A 21,799-nucleotide genomic window follows, 5' to 3' on the forward strand; every position below is an offset into this window, starting at 1 on the left:
CTCAAGGCTTTCTCTGCCGAAGTGTTGGTGCTCCTTGCCTACCTCGGAGAGGCCGTTTCGGGGGACGTTGCTGCCCGCTTTGGTAAGGCATCACTTTAGCTTTTTCCAAAATGAACTCAGCTCATACGGCGCCTTTTCTGATGGTGGTCGGAATGTCGCGTGTATTCGCAGAAGTCACCAATGACGGACGCTGACACTAAAGAGTGTTGGCTTCCAGTCTCTTTCCTTCTGCCAAAAGCACCATTAACCCTATTTCCAAACATTATGCTCTGCCTTTTCCAGATATCGAGCCAAGACCTGAACTGACTTCCACCCTCCAGCACGCATAATGGCAGCCGTATCATGCCCACGCTTGAGCAGTTCCTGCGCTGCGCCTACCCGAAGGGAGTGGCCGCTGAACTCCTGAGCATTGAAGTCATTATACCCGCTACGCAGTGCTGCCGCCTTAATCATGCGTCGTACCGTGGTTGTCTCTAATTCGCGGTTGATCGGCTTGTTCTTATAAATTGGACAAAAGAGCCAGAAAATTTCGGAGCCACGCCAAGCTTGCCATTCGTCGATCAATTCAGCGGTCCATCTCGATGTGAAGGCTATCCGGCCCTCGCCAAACGGGTCTGCCTTGCTACGGCGGACAATGACCTGAAGTGTTCCGTCGGGACGGACAGTGAGATCTTCGTCCCTTAGAGCGACGAGTTCGGATCGACGTGTTAGCAGTTCAAAACCCAAGGCCATCATTGCCCTGTTCCGAAGGCCTGTTGGCGTATCCGGCTCTGACGCAAGGAAGCGCTCCAGATCATCGGAAGTAATTCCGCGCGCTTGTTTCGGCCGCGTCAGCTTTGAACGCCGCACGCGCCGGAGGGAGAGGTTGATGTCCTCGTCGTAGGTTGGATCTTCGAGACGCAGCAGGCGATGGATTTTTCGGATGGCGTAGAGGCGGCGGCGGACGGTCGAGGCCGATTTCTCCCGCCCCTGGTCCTCAATAAAGGCGCAAACTGTGTCAACGTCTGCAGGGAAGGGCTGACGCCCAAGTTTCTGGCACCAGTCGACAAAGGCCTGAACGTCTGAGTAATATGCGCGCATCGTCGAGGGGGCGTATGCGCCCTCAAGCCGATCAAATTCAGATCGCCAGTTTATGTGTGAGCTGGTATCTAACATGCGTAATTAATATCTAAATTGCGTAAAATACGCAATAGGAGATTTATGGATATCACTACTGAGCAAATAAAAGCTGCTCGCGGAGCACTGAATTGGTCCGCTGCAAAACTAGCGGAAGAGAGCGGTTTGTCTTTGCGGACTGTTCAGAATCTCGAAGCAGCAAACAGTGATGTTACCGTTCGTAAAAGTTCGATTTTGGCGATTAAGACGGTTTTTGAATCTGCCGGCATCGAATTCATCGGCACGCCCGACGACGCGCCTGGGATACGCATTCACCGGAAATAAAAACTCATTTTCCACGGGGACTGGACGCAACCCCGACATCGCTCGGATAATGGAACCCAACCACCACGGAGGGTTTCCACATGTCCGAGACACACATCATCCCGTCGACTGATCTCTACGCCGCACACCTGCCCAGTGACCCCGAGACCCTCTTCGGGTTTCTCAGTGAGGCCGTCTCTGACGCCCTAAAACCTGCGAATGCCTATGAGGCCTACCTCGTTGGGCAAATTACCGAGCTCGACATTGAGATCCTCCGACACCGGCAGATGTCCAACGCGCTCATCCAGAACGAGCTTGGCAATGAGGTAATCGTAGCTCTAACCGGCCATCGGCTGTTGGGGTCTCGCACCCCTGATGGCTTGGACTTAAGGGCCATTCATGATCCAAAGCGCGCCGAGGCCAAGTCGATCGCAAATGACTTAAACTCATCCGATCCCACCCGCGTGACACAGGCTAAGGCCCAACTGACAGAGCATGGCGTCGACCTCGCCCTCCTGACGGCGCGGGCCTATCAGGCGGCCACGGGGATTGCCGCGCACAATGACGCAATTGAGAGGCTCGAGGTGAGGCGCCGCCGCCTGCACCAAGATTTCGACCGGATGGTGAATGCCCGCGCACAAGCCGCGACGCCCGTCAGCCAATGACAACCACAGCTCAACTCCAGTCCAATCGAGCAAACGCGAGCCAGTGGACAGGCCCAACTTCGGCGGTCGGGCGGCGTAGGTCATCCCAGAACGCGAGGCGCCATGGCCTGGCGGGTGAGCCTAATGCGGAAGACATCTCTGCCATGGCAGAGGTGATTTTCGACGGCGGCTGGCCCGAGGTGTGTACGGACCATTACGCCGTTGGCATGGTGCTCGCCGCGGCCGAAGTGAGGCGCAGGCACGCGGCGCAACACCTGAGAGAGGTCGAAAAAGATCTGGCCAATCCCGATCCCGTCGTTGATGACGTGAGCCGCCGCGTGGAGGCCATCATTGCCGACGTCGGCGCAGACAAAAAACGTGAGGGCCTGCGCCTCCTCGCGAGCATGAACCGCACCACGTCACAAGCCCGCGCCGAGAGACATCGACTCGCCCTCCGGTACCTGTCAGAGGCCGAGGCGCAGGCCTCAAAAGCTCGACGCCGATACGCTAAATACCTCAAATCCCGAAACGAACCCAATTTCTACCATGGGGCGAATTCATTTCCAGCTCGAGCGGGCCTCTTTCCTGCGTTTTTTGCGGCGGGCGATAAATTCGAGGTGCTTGACGAGGATAAACACGAGCCCGAAGTGGTAGGGAGCGGTGCCGAGGAAGATCGGCCAGGCGTAGTCCCAGCCGCCAAATATCCAGGCGAAGACGGCCACGGGGAAGGACCCGACAAACGAGATCATCGAGAGCACAAAAATCGGCAGCCCCGCGGCCCCGTCGACGCCGCCGATGACCGCGCCGAGGTCCATGAGGTATCCACCAAAAATGAGGAGGAGCGAGAGCCCGAGGGCGATGCCGAGGAAGAGGGTCAATTTCAGATCCGAGCTAAATGTGGGGTGACGCTAAACCCGCCTTAGAATTCTGGGAAGCGGCGCAATGGGATAGAGCCGTGGTACCCGTTACAACCCCAAGTAGCTCTCGTATGTACTGTACCCAAAAGTCCAGCCAAATGCCCGATAACATGAGCTCCCGCCGTCCGCCAAATGAGGCAAAAGTGCCGCGCCCCCTTGCCTCGCGCCCGCAACCTCCCATACCTTTCGGGGTAACTTAGGAGGCACTCATGGCACATTCACACGTCGATCCCGATGGCTTGATGGAATTCTCGGTGGTCTTTACGGATCGGTCGCTCAATCACATGTCGGCGGTGTTTCAGCAGGTGATGCGCGACATCTCGGGCATGCTCAAGGATGTCTACAAGGCCGACCACGTGGCAATCGTCCCGGGTGGCGGCACCTATGGGATGGAGGCCGTGGCGCGGCAGTTTGGGGCGGGTGCCCACGCGCTGATCGTGCGGAATGGCTGGTTTTCCTATCGCTGGACGCAGATATTCGACGCGGGTCAGTTCACGGCTCAGACGACCGTGTTCAAGGCGCGGCAGGCGGGCAATGACACCCGCGCGCCCTTTGCACCCGCGCCGATAGAGGACGTGACCCAAGCGATCCGCGATGCGAGGCCTGACGTGGTTTTCGCACCCCACGTGGAGACGAGCGCGGGGATTATCCTGCCAGACGATTACATCACTCAGTTGGCGGCGGCCGCACATGAGGTCGGGGCGTTGATGGTGCTTGATTGCATTGCGTCGGGTTGTGTCTGGGTCGACATGGCGGCGACGGGCGTAGACGTGCTGATTTCGGCGCCGCAAAAGGGCTGGTCGGCCTCACCTTCGGCGGGCTTGGTCATGATGTCGAACCGTGCGAAGGAACGTTTGGACGCCACGACATCCAACTCCTTTGCCATCGATCTCAAGAAATGGTCGTCGATCATGGAGGCCTATGAAAACGGCGGTCATGCCTATCACGCGACTATGCCGACAGATGCGCTGCGGGCGTTCCGTGACACGATGGTTGAGACGCGGGACTATGGTTTTGACAAACTCCGCGACGCCCAATGGGAGTTGGGAAATGCCGTGCGGGATATGCTGCGCGAAAAGGGGATTAAGTCGGTCGCGGCGGACAGCTACGGCGCACCCGGTGTGGTGGTGAGCTACACCGACGATCCAGACATCCAGAACGGTAAGAAATTCGCGGCTCTGGGTATGCAGATCGCGGCGGGTGTCCCGCTGCAATGCGACGAGCCGTCGGATTTCCGAACCTTCCGTCTGGGTCTCTTTGGCCTCGACAAGCTCTATGATGTGGCAGGCACTGTGGAGCGCCTGCGCGGTGTCGTTGATCGGGTACTCTGATCCTTACGTTTGCGCGGCGATCTGGTCGATGATTGAGACCCACGTTTCGGGCGGTTGCGCGCCCGAAACCAAGTGCTGGTTCAAGACCACAAAGGTCGGTACCGAACTCACACCCATCTTTCGAATTTGACTATCGCGGGCGCGGGTCGCGATAAGGTCGTGATCGCTGTCGAGGCGAGATGCGACCTCGGGTCGGTCCATTCCGCAGGCCTCCGCAATACCGGCCAGGACCGCGTGGTTGCCGATGTTCTGGCCGTTGACGAAATATGCCTCAAACAGTTTGTTCACGACTTCGGTCTGGCATCCCTGCTGACCCGCCCAGTGGATCAGCCGATGCGCGTCGATCGTGTTCGGCGTTGTCTTGATGCCGTCAAAATTGATCGAACGCCCCGCGTTGGCCGCCGCCTGAACCACGGGGGCGTAGGCGCGGGTAGCTCCTTCTGGGCCGCCGAATTTGGTTTCGAGATAGGCGCGGCGATCCATGCCTTCGGGTGGCATTGTCGGATTGAGCTGGAACGGGTGCCATTCGATGACGAACCCATGGTCAGAACGTTCCGCTAAGGCGCGGTCGAGGTGGGTTTTTCCAATATAGCACCACGGGCAAATCGGGTCCGAAATCACGTCGAGTTTGATCATGTGGCTCATTCCTAATGCTCTGATATCACAGAGCGTTGACTGCTTGTTGTCGCTGACGGCCCAGACCTTCGACTTCCAATTCCATTACGTCCCCTTCGATGAGGAACCGTTGGGGTTTCATGCCCATGCCAACGCCCGAAGGGGTGCCCGTGGCAATGATATCACCGGGTAACAGGGTCATGAATTGGCTCATATAGGACACAATCTCAGCGACACCAAAGATCATGTCCGATGTGTTCGAATTCTGCACCGTCTCGCCATTGAGTGACAGCGAGAGGGAGAGGTTCTGCGGATCAGGCACCTCGTCAGCAGTCACCAGATATGGGCCGATCGGACCAAAGCTCGGCGCAGATTTGCCCTTGATCCACTGGCCGCCCTTTTCGATCTGAAACGCGCGTTCTGAGACGTCGTTCACGGTGCAATAACCCGCCACATAGGACAGTGCTTCGGCCTCTGAGACGTAAGAGGCGACCTTGCCAATCACCACGCCCAACTCGACCTCCCAATCGGTTTTGGTGGATTGGCGCGGGATGATGACGGGGTCAAACGGGCCAGAGAGGGCCGAGGAGGCCTTACTGAAAATGATCGGTTCCTTGGGCGCATCCATACCCGCCTCGGCGGCGTGTTTCGCGTAGTTGAGGCCGATGCAATAGAAGTTCGGAACCGAGGCGAGGCAGGCACCGATCCGCTCTGAGTTTTCGATGACGGGCAGGGTGCTGAGGTTGATGGAACGGATCGCATTCAACGCGTCAAACCCCAACGATGGTCCCGCGAAATCCGTCACATGCCCACTCAGATCGCGGATCGCTCCGCTCTCGTCCAGAATGGCAGGTTTTTCACGTCCAACTGGACCAACACGCAGAAGTTTCATGGGCCTCTCCTCTTCCTTTGCGGGCACCATAGCAGTTTGATTTTGAATTCAAACTACGAAGCGCGTTGAGAATTGGGTCTCATAATCGCTCTGGAAAACGTAGCAAACTACCCTCCCAAAAACAAAGGGCGGCCCATTCGGGTCGCCCTTTTTCGTTTGCCGTGTTGAGCCTCTTACGGGATCAAACGTGCGATGATCAGATCAGCGGCCTCTTCGGGCGTCATCTGGGTTGTGTCGATCCGCATCTCAGCATTTTCAGGGGCTTCATACGGGCTATCGATACCTGTGAAGTTCTTCAGCTGACCAGAGCGTGCCTTGGCATATAGGCCTTTGACGTCGCGGGCCTCAGCCACCTCAAGCGGGGTATCCACGAATACCTCAACAAATTCACCCGGCTGCATCATGCCTCGCACCATGTCCCGCTCAGATCGGAACGGAGAGATGAACGCGGTGATCACAATCAGACCCGCGTCGGTCATCAGTTTCGCCACTTCACCCACGCGGCGGATGTTTTCGATCCGGTCCGCTTCGGTAAAGCCGAGGTCTTTGTTCAAGCCGTGGCGCACGTTGTCACCGTCCAAGAGGAACGTGTGTCGGTTCATCCGCGCGAGTTTCTTTTCAACGATGTTTGCGATCGTTGATTTGCCCGACCCCGACAGACCCGTCAGCCAAAGAACCGCTGGTTTCTGGTGCTTCATCGACGCGTGGTGATCACGGCCAATGTCGGTTGCCTGCCAGTGGATGTTCTGCGCACGGCGCAGCGCAAAATGGATCATACCAGCGGCGACAGTGTGGTTCGTGATCTTGTCGATCAGAATGAACCCGCCAAGGTCGCGGTTGTCTGCGTAGGCCGAGAACGGGATTTCACGGTCAGTGGTGATGTTCGCCACACCAATCGCGTTGAGGTCCAGCGTTTTGGTCGCCAGATGCTCTTGGGTGTTGATGTTCACCTCGTATTTCGGCTGGTGAATGGTGGCCGAAACGGTCTGCGTTCCGATCTTGAGCCAGTAGGCGCGACCGGGAACCATCTCTGTCTCATCCATCCAAACGAGGGTGGATTCAAACTGGTCTGCGACCTCCAATGGGGCCTGCGCTGCAACGATCACCTGACCGCGCGAGCAATCGATTTCATCAGCCAGCGTGATGGTGACGGATTCACCTGCAACCGCCAGATCACGATCACCCTCAAGGCTTACGATCCGTGAAACGGTGGATGTCTTGCCCGACGGCAGAACGCGCACCTGATCCCCTGGGCGGACAGAGCCGCTTGCGATCATGCCAGCAAAGCCACGGAAGTCGAGGTTCGGACGGTTCACCCACTGAACGGGCAGACGGAAGGGTTGTTCCTGATCCGCGGTGACGTCGACCTCAACGGATTCAAGGAACGGCAGCAGGGCAGGGCCCGTGTACCACGGGGTAAACTCGCTCGGCCCTGTGATGTTGTCGCCTTTGAAGCCAGAGATGGGAATAGCGGTGAACTCTTCAATGCCGATAGAACGGGCAAACTCGCCGTATTCAGCGACGATGTTGTCAAAGGTCGCTTTGTCGTAGCCGATCAAGTCCATCTTGTTCACGGCGAGGACGACGTGACGGATACCGATTAAGTTCACCAGATAGCTGTGACGGCGGGTCTGGGTCAGCACGCCTTTGCGCGCGTCGATCAGAATAACGGCGAGGTCGGCAGTCGATGCGCCAGTGACCATGTTGCGCGTGTATTGTTCGTGGCCGGGGGTATCCGCCACGATGAATTTGCGCTTTTCGGTGGCAAAGAAACGGTAGGCAACATCGATGGTGATACCCTGTTCGCGTTCCGCCGCGAGGCCGTCCACGAGAAGGGCAAAGTCGATCTCGCCGCCTTGGGTGCCGACGCGTTTGCTGTCTGCCTCAAGCGTTGCGAGCTGATCTTCAAAGATCATCTTGCTGTCATAGAGCAGGCGGCCAATCAGCGTGGATTTACCATCGTCAACAGAGCCACAGGTGATAAAGCGCAGCATGGTTTTGTGCTGGTGCGCCTCAAGATAGGCATCAATGTTTTCGGCAATAAGCGCGTCTGTTTTGTAAATAGGTTCGGTCGTCATAGCGGGTCACCTTTGGGGTGTGAAATGTGTTGAAACGGACTGACGGGCAGGGGCTTAGAAGTAGCCTTCCTGCTTTTTCTTCTCCATCGAGGCAGCCTGATCGTGGTCGATCGCGCGGCCCTGACGTTCAGAAGTCGTTGTCAGCAGCATTTCTTGAATGACTTCGGGCAGGGTGGTTGCGGTGCTCTCGACCGCGCCAGTCAGCGGGTAACAGCCCAGCGTACGGAACCTTACGGATTTCGTCACGGGGGTCTCGCCATCACGCAGCGGGAAGCGATCATCGTCCACCATGATGGTCAGGCCGTCGCGTTCGACGGTCGGGCGCGGTGCCGAGAAGTAGAGCGGCACAATCTCGATCCCTTCGAGGTGGATGTACTGCCAGATGTCCAACTCGGTCCAGTTCGAGATCGGGAACACGCGGACGCTTTCACCCTTAGCTTTCCGCGCGTTGTAGAGACGCCAAAGTTCAGGGCGTTGGTTCTTCGGATCCCAACGGTGGTTCGCAGAGCGGAAAGAGAAGACGCGTTCTTTGGCGCGGGATTTTTCTTCGTCACGGCGCGCGCCGCCAAAGGCAACGTCAAAACCGTATTTGTCCAAAGCCTGTTTCAGACCTTCGGTCTTCCACATGTCGGTATGAAGCCCACCGTGGTCGAACGGGTTGATGCCGCGTTCTGCCGCTTCGGGGTTTTGATAAACCAGCAGCTCCATGCCTGCGTCTTTCGCCGCTTTGTCACGCAGCGCATACATGTCACGGAATTTCCAAGTGGTGTCGACGTGCAAGAGCGGGAACGGCGGCGGGGCAGGGTAGAATGCCTTCTTTGCCAGATGCAGCATGACGGCAGAGTCCTTGCCGACGGAATAGAGCATTACTGGGTTTTCGGCTTCCGCGACAACTTCGCGAAGGATGTGAATGCTTTCAGCTTCAAGGCGCTGCAGGTGGGTCAAAGTCTTTTGGGTCATACTCGAATCGCTTTGGTGCAAGTTTTGCTCAGCGATAAACGTTAGATTGTAGTGGCGAACCTCCCAAATGGGGGGTAAGTAGAATTATGGCCCGTTTTGATGACCAGACAGAGCTGACACAGACACTCTTTGCCGATGCTGCGGCCAAGGTTGATGCGCCGTGGGCAGCGTTTCTGGATCAGCTGCGCGAGGTCACGCAGGCCGATGGCGCGGGCCTTTGTGTGGATGCTGAGGGAGCTGACCTTAGGACACGCGGTGACTGCCCCGTTGTTGATGCGCCGCTCCGTGGACGCCTGCGGATCGATCGAGTCTATGCCCAAGACGGCTTGCCGCTCGCCGATTGGACTAAGGGGTTTTTGCGTGTCGTTAAGGCACGGATCGATGCAACCTCGCATGTCACGGTCTGGCTGCATCGTGGTCTGCACCGCAAGGATTTCCGCAGTTCTGACGGGCAAATCCTATCTGCTCTGACACCATTCTTCGGGCAGGCGGCGCAGATATCGCGGGCCCTACATGCAGAACGGTCAGAGGCGGCCTTGTCGGAAACCCTCGCCTCGCGGCTCGGCGCGGGGTGGATCGTGTTGGATCGGTTTGGCGTCGTGCAATCATTGTCTGGTGCCGCGCGAGAGTGGGGCGAACGCGAGGGGCTGCGGATAGAGGATCGGCGGCGGCTCGAATTTTCTGATGCGGATGTTGCGCAGGTTTATCGAACGGGATTTGCCGCTGTTTTGGCGGGAGAGGGTCCCGTTACGGTTCCGATGCTTGGCGCCGAACTTGTGCTGTCGCTGAATGATGATTTTGGAGACGGTGCGGTCGTTGGATCCCTTCGAACAATGCCGATGGCGTCAGAGATTTCACACGAACGGATCGCAGCGCATTTCGGTCTCAGCCGCAGCGAAACGCGATTGCTCGCGCAGTTATGTGATGGTCATACCTTGCGCAGCGCCGCTGAGGTTCTTGGCTGGACTGAAGAGACTGCGCGGAGCACGTCTAAGGTGATCTTTGCGCGGCTCGGCGTATCGGGTCAGCCCGCGATGATCAGGCGGATCATGGGCAGCGGTGTTTGGTTCTAGCTACGGTGCGCCAAAGAGGTGCAACACCACGGGAATGGTGAGCAGCGCGCCGACAGTCTGGAGCGTTACGATCCCCGCCATGAACGTCCCGTCGCCACCCATTTGTCGGGTCAATACATAGGACGATGGGGCCGTCGGTACTGCAGAAAAGACAACGAGGACGAGGGCTTCTACGCTCGACAAATCAAAGACGAAAGCGACGCCAACGGCCAAACACGGCATCAACGCGAGGCGGCATACAGCGTTGCCTAGCAACGGGATCAGGTCTTGACCGAGTGCCGATGGGCGAAGTGCTGCGCCGACACAAAGAAGGCCAAGCGGCAAGCTACCTTGGGCCAGTAGTTTCAACACTTGGCCCGTTCCGAACGGCAACCCGACATTGGTGATCGCCAGCACGGCGCCGACAACACAGGCTATAACCAATGGGTTCATCCCAACCTTTTTCAGAAGCATTACGGGCGATCGCCAGACCGCCCCATCGCTCAGCGCGATGATCGCGAGGATGTTCACAAGCGGCACGGCGATTGCGAGGTAAACTGCCGCCCGTTCAAGGCTTTGCGCACCAGCCACCATCGCGAGGACGGAAAGCGCGAGGTAGGTGTTGAACCGCAACACGCCTTGAAGCGCCGGACCGAACCGTTCGGTTGGCGTCGGCCTCATCGCGCGGAGCACATAGAGCACGACCGCCCCGATCATGATCGTCGCAACCGCTGACGCGCCGAGGCGCAATATCTGTGGGTCACGGATCGGCGCATTGGCGAGGTTCGACACCAATAGAGTGGGGAATAGAACGTAGTAATTCAGCCGTTCCGCCGCGGGCCAAAAGGCGTCAGACGGAAACCCTTTGCGGGCCAAAACAAAGCCGCAGCAAATCAAGGCAAAGATCGTCCAGATCGCCGTCAGCATGTCTGTTCTTCCTGGCTGCACACCGCGAAATCAGGCTCTATTCCGCCTCAAGGCTTTCAAAAACCTTGCGCGCCGCACGGAAACACTCAAGCCCCTGAGGGACGCCGCAATAGATCGCAATAACGTGGATAATGGCGCGGATTTCTTCTTTGGAGACGCCATTATTGATCGCGCCGCGACAGTGCAACTCCCATTCGTGCATCTTGCCCAAGGCACCGATCATCGAGAGGTTCATCATTGATCGCGTCTTGGCGTCGATCACATCGTCACCCCAACCAAAGCCCCAGCACCACGCGGTCATGGCCTCTTGGAACGGGCGGGTAAAGTCATCGGCCGCGGCGAGGTTCTTTTCGACATAGTCCGCGCCGAGCGTTGCTTTGCGCTGCTCTAAACCTTTAAGGAACAGGTCTTCGTCGAATGCGGTCATGGTGGTGTCCTTTGTGGATTAGCTGGGCAAGCCTTCGACGATCACGATGGATGCGGTCGCAACGGCGTCGCGATGGGCGCGGGCCTCTTGGTATTCGGGGGAATTGTAGCAGGCGGTCGCGAGGTCCATGCTGTCAAACTCGATCACCACATGGCGCTGCCACTCAGCCCCTTCGACAGTCACAGAAGGTCCGCCACGCACAATGAACCGCCCGCCGTATTTGGTGAACGCAGCGGGGGCGATTGCCTGATATCCTTTGTACGCCTCGGGATCGGTGACGGTGACGAGGGCAATCCAATAGGCCTTAGGCATGGTCAGGTCCTGTTTCTGCTTTGAGGTAGCGTTGTGCTGTATGCGATGCATCATCAATGTGTCGATGGACGGCAGTGCAGGCTGCATCGGGATTTCGGCTGAGGATCGCGTCATAGATTGCGGTCATATGGGTGAGGCCCGACACAGGCCTATCCGTGGCCGAAAGTGTCAGTGCCCGAAGTCGACTGATCCGACCGTTGAGCCGCTGAACAATGTCCCACGCCACGCTGTGACCGGCCGCATCGAATATAATCTGGTAAAACCGCGTGGTTGTTTTGCGTAGCTCTGACCATTCGCCCGTTTGAGTGGTTTCACCAATGCGTTTGAGCGCCTCGCCCAACGACTTTGCGCATGCGGCGTCGTGCATTTCAGCGCAAGCGGCAGCTGCCGATCCTTCGAGCTGGCGACGGATGTCGTAGATTTGACGCGCCTGATCCCAATCGAGCGAGGCCACCGTCGGCCCACGATTGGGCACCAGTTCAACCAGCCCTTCGGCCTCAAGAAATCGGATCGTCTCGCGGATCACGGTGCGGCTGACGCCCAACTGTTCGCACAAGGGCCGTTCGACGAGCCGTTCTCCAGGCGCAAAGTGGCCTGAGATAATCGCCTCTCGCATCCGTTCCTGCACGATATCGCGCAGGGTTTGCGGGGCTTTGGCAATTTTCAGAAGGGCGGTTTTCGGTTCGGTCATGGGGTGGACGTTAGCAATCGTGTGCGGGTCTCACAAGATATGATTGACATATTGTCTGATGGTATACCATAAATTCTCCAACACCCTCGAATAAGGAATCTGCCGTGCCTGCCGAAATTAGAAAAACGCTCCTCCATGTCGAAAACACGCTGATCGAAGGCGGCAAGACGGCAGAGCGTCCCTTGACCCTTATCGCGGCAATGGCCGTCATTCGGAACCCTTGGGCAGGGCAGGGCTTTGTCGAAGATCTCGCACCAGCGATCCGCGATTGCGCACCGGGTTTGGGTGAACTGCTGACTAAGATGATCATCGACGCGGCTGGTGGCGGCGACAAGGTCGAAGGCTACGGCAAAGCCGCTATCGTTGGTTTGAACGGTGAGGTCGAACATGCCTCAGCGCTGATCCACACGCTGCACTTCGGGAACCACTACCGCAACGCGGTTGGCGCGAAATCTTACCTGTCGTTCTGCAACACCCGCGGTCCTGCCAATGCGCCGTTGCTGATCCCGTTGATGGACAAAAACGATGGCGGGCGTCGGTCGCATTATCTGACGATCCAAACTTCGGTGTGCGATGCCCCTGCGGCGGATGAAATCCTGATCGCGCTTGGTGCATCGATCGGTGGCCGCCCGCATCACCGCATTGGCGACCGCTATCAAGACCTCAAGGAGTTGGGCCATGACGTCGACAACCCTGCGGCTGTCTAAGTCAGGCCGCCCGGTTGCCCTGCGCGATCATGGCGCGGGCAATCCTGTGGTTCTGATCCATGGCGTCGGGATGCAGTCCGCGTCTTGGGGTCCGCAGATTGATGCGCTCGCCAAGGATCACCGTGTGATTGCGGTCGATATGCCAGGTCATGGCGGGAGCGACCCTTTACCTATGGGCAGCGCATTAGCGGACTATGTGACATGGTGTGCTGAGGTCATTCAATCGTTGGGGCTTGGTCCCGTTGCGATTGCAGGGCATTCGATGGGCGCGCTGATTGCGGTAGGTTTTGCGATTGAGCACCCAGAGCATGTGACCCGAGTTGCGCTGTTGAACGGTGTTTTCAAACGCGACGCCGCAGCGCGGGATGCCGTGATCGCACGGGCGGAGAGCCTACGGGGCGGTGCAATCGACCTACAGACGCCGCTTGATCGTTGGTTTGGTGATAGTGAAACTGATCAAGCTGCGCGAGCGCAGGTCAAAGGTTGGCTCTCTGCCGTCGACCTTGATGGATATGCAACTGCATATACAGCTTTCGCGCACGGCGATGCGACTTATGCCGACCGTATCTCACAGATTGAATGTCCGTTCCTTGCATTGACGGGCGATGGCGACCCCAATTCGACCCCCGCAATGTCACAGGGAATGGCTGATCTGGCCCAAAACGGTCGGGCCGTGGTCATCAACGGGCATCGCCACATGGTAAATCTGACTGCCGCCGATGAGGTGAGCACTCATTTACTGGAATGGCTCCGCGCCCCTGTCAGCCAAAAGGAGCTGCAATGACCGACATAGATCCTCGTGCCCTGCGCAATGCCTTTGGCACCTTTATGACTGGCGTGACCGTGGTCACGTCGAAGGACGGCAACGGTACGCCTTTGGGTTTTACCGCGAACTCCTTCACCTCTGTGTCGCTGGACCCACCACTGGTGTTGGTCTGCCTCGCGAACTCGTCAAAGAACTACGACGCCTTTGTCGGCGCACAAGGGTTTGCCGTGAACATTCTGGCGGAAACACAAATCGCGCTGTCGAACACCTTTGCCAGCCGCGTCGAGGACCGCTTTGCCGAGGTGGACTGGCGCGATGGGCCGAACGGCAGCCCGATTTTGGCCGATGTGAGTGCGTGGTTCGATTGCGCGATGCACCAGACCGTCGATGCTGGCGACCACGTTATTCTGATCGGTGAGGTCAAAGCCTTTGACGCCAATACCACCTCTGGTCTTGGCTATGCGCGGGGTGCCTATGTCACACCGTCCACTGCCGCTGAGGCACTCGAGCATAGCGGTAACCTGATCGTTTCTGCGCTGATTGAACGGGACGGTACGGTCCTTTTGATCGACGACGGTAAGGGGGGGCTGACACTGCCTGAACGCGCCGTCAAAGATCATGGTGCCTCTGCAACTTTACGCGGTTTGTTCGACACTGTCGGCGTCGATGCTCAGCCATCGTTCCTGTATTCCGTGTTCGACGACAGCGACCGCAAACGTCAGCACATCTGTTTTCTCTGCCAAACAGGTGATGAGACCCCGCAGCAAGGCCAGTTCATCCCCTTGACCGAGGACACATTGGCCAAGGTCAGCGACCCAGCGATTGTCACCATGCTCCGCCGTTTTGGGGCAGAGGCGCAACTGGGCACCTACGGCATTTATTACGGCGACACAAAGAGCGGCGAGGTCCGCCCCATTTCCCACGGGAGACAATAAAATGCGTTTTTCGTTATTCGTTCATATGGAGCGCGTCTCGTCTGATCAGGACCAAAAAGAGCTTTATGATCAGTTCGTTGAACTCGCTAAAATGGCCGACGAAGGCGGGATGTACGCGGTTTGGACGGGTGAACATCACGGCATGGATTTCACCATTTCGCCGAACCCGTTTCTAAACCTGATCGACCTCGCGCGGCAGACCAAGAATGTACGCCTTGGCACGGGCACCGTGATTGCCCCGTTCTGGCATCCTATCCGCCTCGCTGGTGAAGCGGCGATGACCGACATGATCGTCGATGGGCGGCTGGACCTTGGTATTGCTCGTGGTGCTTACAGCTACGAATACGAACGCATGATGCCTGGCATGGACGCGTGGGAAGCTGGCCTTCGGATGCGAGAATTGGTTCCCGCGATCAAGGGCCTCTGGAAAGGCGACTATGCCCAAGAGGGACAGTTCCATTCCTTCCCCGCGACGACATCCTCGCCCAAGCCCGTGCAAAAAGACGGCCCGCCGATCTGGATCGCGGCCCGTGACCCGAACAGCCATGAATTCGCCGTATCGAACGGCTGCCACGTGCAGGTTACACCGCTCTGGCAGGGTGAAGCAGAGATCATCAAACTGATGGATACCTTCAACGCGGCCTGCGAGAAATTCCCAGATATGCCGCGCCCAAACATCATGTTGTTGAACCACACCTACATCGCATCTGACGCCGCCGACGCGCAGCAAGCGGCAGAAGAAATCAATAGGTTCTACTGCTATTTCGGGGCATGGTTCAAAAACGAACGCCCTGTATCGCAGGGCCTAATTGAAACCCTGTCAGACGAGGATATCGCGGCCCACCCGTTCTACACGCCCGAGGCCATGCTGCGTGACAACGTCATCGCCACGGCTGACGACGCCATTGCGCGGATCAAAGGCTATGAGGACATGGGCTACGATGAATACTCGCTCTGGATTGACAGCGGGATGAGCTTTGAACGGAAGAAAGCTTCACTCCAGCGGTTCATTCAGGACGTGATGCCCGCATTTGCCTAAAGGACGACACATGCAGCAGTTTCAGCAATATATCGGCGGTGCGTTTGACGATGGGTCCGCTCAGTTTGACAGTCGCGATCCGTCGACAAACGCTGTTTGGGCCACCATGCCAGAGGCTCGAACGGCCGATGTGAACCGCGCTGTTGAAGCTGCTCATGCTGCATTCCTGTCGCCCGAGTGGTCGCTGATGACCGCAACGGCGCGTGGTAAACTTCTGTATCGACTGGCGGATTTGATCGCTGAAAACGCGCCAAAGCTGGCAGAACTGGAGACCAAGGATACTGGCAAGATCATCCGCGAAACATCTGCACAGATCGCCTATGTTGCTGATTATTATCGGTATTATGCGGGCCTTGCCGATAAGATAGAGGGCGCGCACCTCCCCATTGATAAACCCGATATGGAGGTCTGGCTTCGCCGCGAACCCATCGGCGTTGTCGCTGCAATCGTCCCGTGGAACTCTCAACTCTTCCTATCTGCGGTCAAAATCGGCCCCGCCTTGGCCGCGGGCTGCACAGTGGTGCTTAAAGCGTCCGAGGAAGGTCCCGCCCCCTTGCTCGAATTCGCGCGGATATTTGATCAGGCAGGATTTCCAAAGGGCGTTCTGAACGTCATCACGGGCTTTGGCGCTGAATGCGGCGCGGTACTAACCTCGCACCCCAAGGTCGCTCATGTTGCCTTTACGGGCGGCCCGTCCACGGCACGTCAAATCGTGCGAAATTCGGCTGAAAACCTCGCTTCTACTTCGCTCGAACTCGGTGGCAAATCGCCGTTCATTGTGTTCGACGACGCGGATATCGAAAGCGCGGTGAATGCGCAGGTGTCGGGTATTTTTGCCGCGACTGGGCAAAGCTGCGTCGCCGGATCCCGCCTCATCGTGCACAATGCGATCAAAGACACCTTCCTCGCCCGCCTCAAACAAAAGGCCGAGGCTGTTGTGATTGGTGTGCCCGACAAAATGGAAACCGAAGTCGGCCCGCTTTGTTCCGCGCGCCAGATCGAGACAGCCGTCGACCTGATCAAACGGTCAGTTGATTGCGGAGCGACGGTGATGACGGGCGGCGCGCCTCTCGATCGCGAAGGCAATTATTTCCCGCCCACAATCATCGACTGTTCGGACGCAAAAGACGCGCCCTGTCTCAGCAACGAATTCTTTGGGCCTGTCCTCTCCGTCATTGGGTTCTACACCGAAGCCGAAGCGCTCGCCATCGCGAATGACACTAAATTCGGCCTCGGGGCAGGGGTCTTTACCCAGAACCTCACCCGCGCCCACCGCATGATCCGCGGCATTCGGTCAGGTATCGTCTGGGTCAACACCTACCGAGCCGTCAGCCCATTGGCGCCTTTCGGCGGGCACGGGCTCAGCGGGCATGGTCGAGAAGGCGGGATCGAAGCGGCATTGGACTACACAACAACCAAGGCAGTTTGGCTCCGCACCAGCGACGACCCAATCCCTGACCCGTTTGTGATGCGGTGATGGTTGATTTTGATATGTCGTCCATGGCGCTTCTTGATGAAGACCTCTTGCCTTTGTCTTATACTAACTCATTACGTTAGTACCTACGGTGGCTCATTCGATATCCTTGCATTGAAGATAAATAGATCGTTTTTAGAGTTCTTTTTTAGTTTAACGCCGATCTGATGGCTAGAGGTGCGTCACTGAGATCGGCACGCAGATAGACAATGGTTTGGTCGACTTAGCCTTGCTGCAAAGATGCAACGCTCGATAGGTTATGATTGGTGCACATTCTCATAGACCGTCGCTGCGCATCCTTTTCATCTATGTGACGCTATCAATCAGCGCTAACTGAGATTGCTCCCTCTGGAACTGGTTCTCAGTTATGTGTATCAAAAATTTAAATGCTGCACATGACGTTTATGTGCAACATCATTGTATTTGATGCACATAGGATGAATATGGGCCCAGTTTCACACTCTCGCACTGCACAGGTTGTCTATCAGGATTTGTTGCGCATGCACCTTGACGAGGCCGCGTCAGAAGTCGTGGGGAGCATCGAAGAAAGGCATCGCAACGGGCGGACATATCTTTACGATCGGTTTCGTATCGGCACTGAAATGAAAAGTCGGTATATTGGAGAGGATAATGCGGATCTTCGAAGTCGTCTTGCGGGCGCTTCTGAACTGAAAGCTGATGCGCATGATCGGCAAAAGCGGATGTCACGCTTAGCGCGTGTCCTAAGAGCCGAAGGCCTGATTGGGACAGACCGAGAAACGGGATCGCTTCTATTGGCATTCTCAAAAGCTGGCGTTTTTCGTCTTGGCGGCACGTTGATCGGAACGGCCTCGTACGCGCTTTACCAAGGCGAGCTGGGTATTCGGTTCGACTCGGATGAGATAGCCCAGACGGGGGATATCGATTTTACCAGCTTTGAAAGGCTTTCTGTCGCACTCGGTGATCGTGTCGAGCAAGAACCGAGTGATATCCTTCGGTCTATGAAATTCGAAGCGGTGCCGGGAGTATTTGATCGCCAAATCTGGAAATGGCGTCAAAGCGGAGGGGAGGCAATGGTCGAATTCCTGACGCCCGCCTTCGGGGACGAAGGCATAAAGCCACTTCCGGCCCTCGGTGTAAGCGCCCAGGCCCTGAATTATCTGAACTTCTTAATCGCTGAACCAATGCATGCGTTAGCCATATATCGGTCTGGCGTCCTTGTTCAGATTCCTCGTCCGGAGAGATTTGCCATCCATAAGTTGATCGTAGCCAGCAGACGTCAGGGTGGACCAGATGAAGCAAAAGCGCGAAAGGATCGCGCGCAAGCGGCGTTTTTGATCCGAGTGCTCGCCGAAGATCGTCCAGATGATCTCTCAGAGGCCTATGAGCTGGCCTTGTCACAAGGCCCCAAATGGCGAGAGCGGATTGCGTCCAGTCTGGATCGGATGCCAGAGGCTAAGGCGTTGCTGAATGGGTTGAGTTGAGCATTAGCAGACAAATTATTGCGTCGAAGTTGCGCCCGCCTCGCCATTTATTAACATAACTATGATCATTGTAGAATCTGGTACTTATTGGAAATTGCAAACCCGGAATTCAGCTCCACTAATCATAGTTTTCGGATTTAACTTCACTAAGCTCGATCTTGAGCCTACAATATACTCCTGAAACATACTCCTAATTTGGGTGACCGCATGGGACGAGTTAAAGTGAACCTGACCCTCGACGCTGACATTGTACAAACGGCGAGGGATTTAGGGTTGAATATGTCGCGCCTCGCGGAAGCGGCTATCGCTGATGCGACGAAGTCGGAGCGCAATCGGCTGTGGCGCCTTGAAAACTCTGCTGCGATTGAACAGTATATCACGGAAGTGGAGCGCGAAGGTCTAGCGCTCACTGACTTGAGAAGCTTCTGATGGCGCAATTCGATGTTTTTCGCCTGAAAAGCGGTCAGTTGGTTGTCGATCTGCAGACAGACCTTATTGGCATCGAAGTCTCTCGGGTCGTTGCACCGCTAAGAGACGCCGGACGATATGCATCGTTTCCAGGACTGACACCCAAGGTCGTGTTCGGCGATCAAGAATGGATCGTCCGTGTGCAGGAGATCGCGGCGGTCTTGAGAGGTGAACTGAACGAACAAGTAGGTTCGTTGTCCGAATACCGTGATCAGATCAAGAGGGCGCTGGATATCTTGATCGATGGGGTTTGAGCCCCATCTTGAATTTCATAATGAAGATTATGTTAATAAATTGCTAACGTTTTATATTGGATAGAACCTTCCCAGAACTATCACTCAGCTTGCTCCGAGCTTCGTATCATTGTTCAGGTGACGGTCATGTCTGAGACCATGGCAACCGTAATCTGCAGGGCAGAACTACCGTCTCACCCTGCTCCGCCGAATATAAGGATGCAATAGTTTGCAAAATTTTACTTTTTTGCTGAGCCTTGTTCCAGACTTGTGTAGGTTGGCCGCAAAAGAAATGACCTAGGATATTACCGCATGACACCGACGCTTAAGGATGTTGCCTTACGGGCTGGCGTTTCGACCTCTGCGGTGTCGCGCACCTTTACAGATGGGGCGTCTGTCTCTGACAAGATGCGTAAAAAGGTCGAAAAGGCGGCGGCAGAGTTGGGTTACAGTCCAAACTTTATCGCGCGGAGCCTGACCACCCGTCGAACCAAATTGATCGGCCTTGTCTCTGACAACTTCTACAACCCTGTTTTTCTAGAAGTGTTCGACCGTTTTACCCGTGCCCTGCAGGACTGCGGCCTCCGCCCGTTGCTCGTCAACTTGAGCAATGAAACAGACCCTGAAAATTCAGTGCGGATGTTACAACAGTATTCGGTTGATGGTGTTATGGTGGTGTCGTCCACTCTCCCCCCAGAATTTTCTAAGGCCTTTCGGGATAAGAACATCCCTGTCGTCAACACCTTTGGACGGCACGCAACAAGCCCTGATGTTCACGTTGTAGGGATCGATAACGTAGCCGCAGGACGGATGGCGGCACGTGAGTTGGTGTCCCGAGGATACAAATCCATCGCGTTTTTGGGCGGACCGAAGCGGGCAACCTCGACCTTGGATCGTCTCGAAGGCTTCCGTGCGGAGATGGCGCAGCATCCGGACATCGCGTTCACATTCAGCTTTGCGTCAGCATATTCGTTTCAGGCCGGACGCGCTGAAATTCTAAGGATCGCAGAACACGGTTTGGCAGAAGCCTATTTTGGCGGCGACGACGTTTTGTCAGTCGGCATCCTGAGTGGTCTTCAGGACCTCGGCAAAGGTGTGCCAAACGATGTTGGTCTACTCGGATTCAACAACATGGAAATGGCTGGCTGGGAAAACATCGCCCTGACCACCATCCACCAACCAATCGCGCAGATCATTGCGTCTTCGGTCGAACTGATGGTGGCCATGCTCGAAAACCCAGATCGCTACCCAGAGGCACGATTGTTCCCATGTCATGTGGTCGAGCGCAAAACGTTGCGCCCGATCCAGAGCCGTTAACGGAACATTGGCGGGCGAGCATCCATCCACGCGCCGCCCTGTTTTGCCGAGGCAACCGCGGTGTGAACAGCCGCCATTGACCGCACACCATCCGCCGCGTTTGGCAAACCATCACGTGTCTCACCACGGATCGCATCGGAGAGATCGCAGTAGATGTTCGCCACGGCCAATGGAAAACCCTCTGGGTGGGCAATGGCAACACGGGACAGACGCTGTGCGTCCTCGTGCAGACCCCCCTCGCCTTTCTCGATGATCTGCGTGCGCCCACCAACGGGCGTATAGATCAACTGGTTCGGCTGCTCGGACGCCCAACGCAAGCCGCCTGTTTCGCCAAAGACTTGAATGTCGAACCCGTGCTGGCGACCGATGGCCACAGACGAGGTCCACAAGCGACCAACCGTGCCACCCGCCATCCGGAAATTAACCATCGCATCGTCTTCGAGCACGCGGCTCGGGATTGTGGAGGCAAAGTCCGCCGATAATTTTTCAACCGTATCATCGGCAATAAACGTCGCCATATGGAGCGCGTGGATACCGCAGTCAGCGAACTGCCCCGACACCCCCGCCATCGCGGGGTCATACCGCCACCGCACACGCGGGTTGTCAGCATCGGTCGCATCGCCATGGTGCCCGTGGCTAAAGTTCGTGACGACTAGACGCACCTTCCCGATCTCGCCAGCACGGACCATCGCACGAGCCTGACGCACCATCGGATAGGCCGAATAGCAGTAGTTCACGGCGCAGATTTTGCCCGTCTTTTCTGCGATCCGAACAATCTCTTCGCCCTCTTCGACGGTCATGGTCATCGGCTTTTCACACAGCACGTTGAACCCAGCCTCAAGGAACGCTTTTGTGATTTCAAAGTGGGTAGCGTTAGGAGTTGCCACGGTCACGAGGTCAACGCGATCGTCGCGCCCCTTTTCTCCTGCCAGCATCTCTTGCCAATCGCCATACGCACGATCCTCAGCGATCCCGAGCCGTTGCGCATAGTCGCGTCCCACATCAGGACGATGATCCAGTGCGCCAGCGACAAACTCGAAACGTCCATCCGCCTGAGCCCCCAAACGGTGCGCGGGTCCAATTTGGCTGCCTTCACCGCCGCCGATCATGCCCCATTTTAGCTTTGCCATGT

Annotated in this window: 24 protein-coding genes; 13 read left to right on the forward strand and 11 right to left on the reverse strand. The window is 56.8% G+C overall.

The genetic code is table 11. From position 1 onward, the window contains the following. Positions 1 to 249: 249 nt before the first annotated feature. Positions 250 to 1,155, reverse strand: coding sequence for a tyrosine-type recombinase/integrase (locus tag QWY83_RS03215; RefSeq protein ID WP_249947299.1), 906 nt, complete (start codon positions 1,153 to 1,155; stop codon positions 250 to 252). 45 nt (positions 1,156 to 1,200) lie between these two features. On the opposite strand from QWY83_RS03215, the gene QWY83_RS03220 reads away from it, so the two are divergent. Together QWY83_RS03220 and QWY83_RS03225 are read left to right on the forward strand one after the other, a co-directional pair. Then, positions 1,201 to 1,440: a helix-turn-helix domain-containing protein gene (locus QWY83_RS03220; protein ID WP_249947298.1), complete on the forward strand. Its 240-nt coding sequence runs from the start codon at positions 1,201 to 1,203 to the stop codon at positions 1,438 to 1,440. Positions 1,441 to 1,520: 80 nt separating this feature from the next. Continuing rightward, positions 1,521 to 2,084, forward strand: a complete 564-nt coding sequence (locus QWY83_RS03225) for a hypothetical protein (RefSeq protein WP_249947297.1) — start codon at positions 1,521 to 1,523, stop codon at positions 2,082 to 2,084. Between the two features lie 536 nt (positions 2,085 to 2,620). On the opposite strand, the gene QWY83_RS03230 is transcribed toward QWY83_RS03225, so the two are convergent. After that, positions 2,621 to 2,941, reverse strand: a complete 321-nt coding sequence (locus QWY83_RS03230) for a hypothetical protein (protein WP_249947296.1) — start codon at positions 2,939 to 2,941, stop codon at positions 2,621 to 2,623. 248 nt (positions 2,942 to 3,189) lie between these two features. Here QWY83_RS03230 and QWY83_RS03235 point away from each other — a divergent pair, with 248 nt between their 5' ends. Next, positions 3,190 to 4,311: an aminotransferase class V-fold PLP-dependent enzyme gene (locus QWY83_RS03235; protein ID WP_249947295.1), complete on the forward strand. Its 1,122-nt coding sequence runs from the start codon at positions 3,190 to 3,192 to the stop codon at positions 4,309 to 4,311. A 3-nt stretch (positions 4,312 to 4,314) separates the two neighbouring features. Here QWY83_RS03235 and QWY83_RS03240 read toward each other — a convergent pair whose 3' ends face one another. The 4 genes from QWY83_RS03240 to cysD form a co-directional block, all read right to left on the reverse strand. After that, positions 4,315 to 4,956 carry a DsbA family oxidoreductase gene (locus tag QWY83_RS03240; RefSeq protein WP_249947294.1) on the reverse strand — a complete coding sequence of 214 codons (642 nt, stop codon included), beginning with the start codon at positions 4,954 to 4,956 and terminating at the stop codon, positions 4,315 to 4,317. Positions 4,957 to 4,972: 16 nt separating this feature from the next. Beyond that, positions 4,973 to 5,818: a fumarylacetoacetate hydrolase family protein gene (locus QWY83_RS03245; protein WP_249947293.1), complete on the reverse strand. Its 846-nt coding sequence runs from the start codon at positions 5,816 to 5,818 to the stop codon at positions 4,973 to 4,975. A 173-nt stretch (positions 5,819 to 5,991) separates the two neighbouring features. Then, the gene (gene cysN, locus QWY83_RS03250; protein ID WP_249947292.1) at positions 5,992 to 7,896 is read right to left on the reverse strand and encodes a sulfate adenylyltransferase subunit CysN; all 1,905 of its coding nucleotides are present in this window, start codon (positions 7,894 to 7,896) and stop codon (positions 5,992 to 5,994) included. Positions 7,897 to 7,950: 54 nt separating this feature from the next. Next, the gene (gene cysD / locus QWY83_RS03255; RefSeq protein WP_249947291.1) at positions 7,951 to 8,856 is read right to left on the reverse strand and encodes a sulfate adenylyltransferase subunit CysD; all 906 of its coding nucleotides are present in this window, start codon (positions 8,854 to 8,856) and stop codon (positions 7,951 to 7,953) included. Positions 8,857 to 8,942: 86 nt separating this feature from the next. On the opposite strand from cysD, the gene QWY83_RS03260 reads away from it, so the two are divergent. After that, the gene (locus tag QWY83_RS03260; RefSeq protein WP_249947290.1) at positions 8,943 to 9,929 is read left to right on the forward strand and encodes a helix-turn-helix transcriptional regulator; all 987 of its coding nucleotides are present in this window, start codon (positions 8,943 to 8,945) and stop codon (positions 9,927 to 9,929) included. Here the strand turns inward: QWY83_RS03260 and QWY83_RS03265 are convergent, their stop codons facing one another. From QWY83_RS03265 to QWY83_RS03280, 4 genes are read right to left on the reverse strand one after another with little or no spacing between them, the layout of a single operon-like run. Further along, positions 9,930 to 10,835, reverse strand: coding sequence for an AEC family transporter (locus tag QWY83_RS03265; protein WP_249947289.1), 906 nt, complete (start codon positions 10,833 to 10,835; stop codon positions 9,930 to 9,932). Positions 10,836 to 10,872: 37 nt separating this feature from the next. Further along, positions 10,873 to 11,262 carry a carboxymuconolactone decarboxylase family protein gene (locus QWY83_RS03270; protein WP_249947288.1) on the reverse strand — a complete coding sequence of 130 codons (390 nt, stop codon included), beginning with the start codon at positions 11,260 to 11,262 and terminating at the stop codon, positions 10,873 to 10,875. Positions 11,263 to 11,280: 18 nt separating this feature from the next. Beyond that, positions 11,281 to 11,574, reverse strand: a complete 294-nt coding sequence (locus tag QWY83_RS03275; RefSeq protein ID WP_249947287.1) for a DUF1330 domain-containing protein — start codon at positions 11,572 to 11,574, stop codon at positions 11,281 to 11,283. After that, the gene (locus QWY83_RS03280; RefSeq protein WP_249947286.1) at positions 11,567 to 12,265 is read right to left on the reverse strand and encodes a GntR family transcriptional regulator; all 699 of its coding nucleotides are present in this window, start codon (positions 12,263 to 12,265) and stop codon (positions 11,567 to 11,569) included. The genes QWY83_RS03275 and QWY83_RS03280 overlap by 8 nt, the downstream gene beginning before the upstream one ends. Positions 12,266 to 12,369: 104 nt before the next feature. Between QWY83_RS03280 and QWY83_RS03285 the strand changes: the two genes are divergently transcribed. From QWY83_RS03285 to QWY83_RS03325, 9 genes are all read left to right on the forward strand, one after another. Next, entirely contained in the window at positions 12,370 to 12,972 is a 603-nt protein-coding gene (locus tag QWY83_RS03285; RefSeq protein ID WP_249947285.1) for an amino acid synthesis family protein, read from the forward strand. Further along, entirely contained in the window at positions 12,944 to 13,756 is an 813-nt protein-coding gene (locus QWY83_RS03290) for an alpha/beta fold hydrolase (protein WP_249947284.1), read from the forward strand. Before QWY83_RS03285 ends, QWY83_RS03290 begins: the two co-directional genes overlap by 29 nt. Beyond that, positions 13,753 to 14,673: a flavin reductase family protein gene (locus tag QWY83_RS03295; RefSeq protein ID WP_249947283.1), complete on the forward strand. Its 921-nt coding sequence runs from the start codon at positions 13,753 to 13,755 to the stop codon at positions 14,671 to 14,673. The genes QWY83_RS03290 and QWY83_RS03295 overlap by 4 nt, the downstream gene beginning before the upstream one ends. Before the next feature lies 1 nt (position 14,674). Next, complete coding sequence (locus QWY83_RS03300; protein ID WP_249947282.1) at positions 14,675 to 15,712, forward strand: LLM class flavin-dependent oxidoreductase; 1,038 nt, start codon at positions 14,675 to 14,677, stop codon at positions 15,710 to 15,712. Positions 15,713 to 15,722: 10 nt separating this feature from the next. Further along, a complete protein-coding gene (locus QWY83_RS03305) occupies positions 15,723 to 17,189 on the forward strand; it encodes an aldehyde dehydrogenase (protein WP_249947281.1) in 1,467 nt (488 codons plus the stop codon). A 440-nt stretch (positions 17,190 to 17,629) separates the two neighbouring features. Continuing rightward, positions 17,630 to 18,649: a nucleotidyltransferase family protein gene (locus QWY83_RS03310; RefSeq protein WP_249947317.1), complete on the forward strand. Its 1,020-nt coding sequence runs from the start codon at positions 17,630 to 17,632 to the stop codon at positions 18,647 to 18,649. Between the two features lie 207 nt (positions 18,650 to 18,856). Then, positions 18,857 to 19,078 carry a type II toxin-antitoxin system CcdA family antitoxin gene (locus tag QWY83_RS03315; RefSeq protein WP_249947280.1) on the forward strand — a complete coding sequence of 74 codons (222 nt, stop codon included), beginning with the start codon at positions 18,857 to 18,859 and terminating at the stop codon, positions 19,076 to 19,078. After that, complete coding sequence (locus tag QWY83_RS03320; protein ID WP_249947279.1) at positions 19,078 to 19,371, forward strand: CcdB family protein; 294 nt, start codon at positions 19,078 to 19,080, stop codon at positions 19,369 to 19,371. The genes QWY83_RS03315 and QWY83_RS03320 overlap by 1 nt, the downstream gene beginning before the upstream one ends. A gap of 291 nt (positions 19,372 to 19,662) precedes the next feature. After that, complete coding sequence (locus tag QWY83_RS03325; protein ID WP_249947278.1) at positions 19,663 to 20,667, forward strand: LacI family DNA-binding transcriptional regulator; 1,005 nt, start codon at positions 19,663 to 19,665, stop codon at positions 20,665 to 20,667. Here QWY83_RS03325 and QWY83_RS03330 read toward each other — a convergent pair. Next, the gene (locus QWY83_RS03330) at positions 20,664 to 21,797 is read right to left on the reverse strand and encodes a Gfo/Idh/MocA family protein (protein WP_249947277.1); all 1,134 of its coding nucleotides are present in this window, start codon (positions 21,795 to 21,797) and stop codon (positions 20,664 to 20,666) included. The two genes, QWY83_RS03325 and QWY83_RS03330, sit on opposite strands and share 4 nt — an antisense overlap. Positions 21,798 to 21,799 lie beyond the last annotated feature (2 nt).

Origin of the sequence: Marivivens donghaensis (assembly GCF_030410045.1) — a bacterium.
GTDB lineage: Bacteria > Pseudomonadota > Alphaproteobacteria > Rhodobacterales > Rhodobacteraceae > Marivivens > Marivivens donghaensis.

Coding starts and splice junctions, on each gene's coding strand:
- QWY83_RS03315 (WP_249947280.1), top strand. CDS start 18,857: ATGGGACGAGTTAAAGTGAACCTGACCCTCGACGCTGACATTGTACAA.
- QWY83_RS03310 (WP_249947317.1), top strand. CDS start 17,630: ATGGGCCCAGTTTCACACTCTCGCACTGCACAGGTTGTCTATCAGGAT.
- QWY83_RS03290 (WP_249947284.1), top strand. CDS start 12,944: ATGACGTCGACAACCCTGCGGCTGTCTAAGTCAGGCCGCCCGGTTGCC.
- QWY83_RS03270 (WP_249947288.1), bottom strand. CDS start 11,262: ATGACCGCATTCGACGAAGACCTGTTCCTTAAAGGTTTAGAGCAGCGC.
- cysD (WP_249947291.1), bottom strand. CDS start 8,856: ATGACCCAAAAGACTTTGACCCACCTGCAGCGCCTTGAAGCTGAAAGC.
- QWY83_RS03215 (WP_249947299.1), bottom strand. CDS start 1,155: ATGTTAGATACCAGCTCACACATAAACTGGCGATCTGAATTTGATCGG.
- QWY83_RS03280 (WP_249947286.1), bottom strand. CDS start 12,265: ATGACCGAACCGAAAACCGCCCTTCTGAAAATTGCCAAAGCCCCGCAA.
- QWY83_RS03245 (WP_249947293.1), bottom strand. CDS start 5,818: ATGAAACTTCTGCGTGTTGGTCCAGTTGGACGTGAAAAACCTGCCATT.
- QWY83_RS03235 (WP_249947295.1), top strand. CDS start 3,190: ATGGCACATTCACACGTCGATCCCGATGGCTTGATGGAATTCTCGGTG.
- QWY83_RS03330 (WP_249947277.1), bottom strand. CDS start 21,797: ATGGCAAAGCTAAAATGGGGCATGATCGGCGGCGGTGAAGGCAGCCAA.
- QWY83_RS03220 (WP_249947298.1), top strand. CDS start 1,201: ATGGATATCACTACTGAGCAAATAAAAGCTGCTCGCGGAGCACTGAAT.
- QWY83_RS03265 (WP_249947289.1), bottom strand. CDS start 10,835: ATGCTGACGGCGATCTGGACGATCTTTGCCTTGATTTGCTGCGGCTTT.
- QWY83_RS03305 (WP_249947281.1), top strand. CDS start 15,723: ATGCAGCAGTTTCAGCAATATATCGGCGGTGCGTTTGACGATGGGTCC.
- QWY83_RS03320 (WP_249947279.1), top strand. CDS start 19,078: ATGGCGCAATTCGATGTTTTTCGCCTGAAAAGCGGTCAGTTGGTTGTC.
- QWY83_RS03260 (WP_249947290.1), top strand. CDS start 8,943: ATGGCCCGTTTTGATGACCAGACAGAGCTGACACAGACACTCTTTGCC.
- QWY83_RS03325 (WP_249947278.1), top strand. CDS start 19,663: ATGACACCGACGCTTAAGGATGTTGCCTTACGGGCTGGCGTTTCGACC.
- QWY83_RS03240 (WP_249947294.1), bottom strand. CDS start 4,956: ATGAGCCACATGATCAAACTCGACGTGATTTCGGACCCGATTTGCCCG.
- QWY83_RS03295 (WP_249947283.1), top strand. CDS start 13,753: ATGACCGACATAGATCCTCGTGCCCTGCGCAATGCCTTTGGCACCTTT.
- QWY83_RS03225 (WP_249947297.1), top strand. CDS start 1,521: ATGTCCGAGACACACATCATCCCGTCGACTGATCTCTACGCCGCACAC.
- QWY83_RS03300 (WP_249947282.1), top strand. CDS start 14,675: ATGCGTTTTTCGTTATTCGTTCATATGGAGCGCGTCTCGTCTGATCAG.
- cysN (WP_249947292.1), bottom strand. CDS start 7,896: ATGACGACCGAACCTATTTACAAAACAGACGCGCTTATTGCCGAAAAC.
- QWY83_RS03275 (WP_249947287.1), bottom strand. CDS start 11,574: ATGCCTAAGGCCTATTGGATTGCCCTCGTCACCGTCACCGATCCCGAG.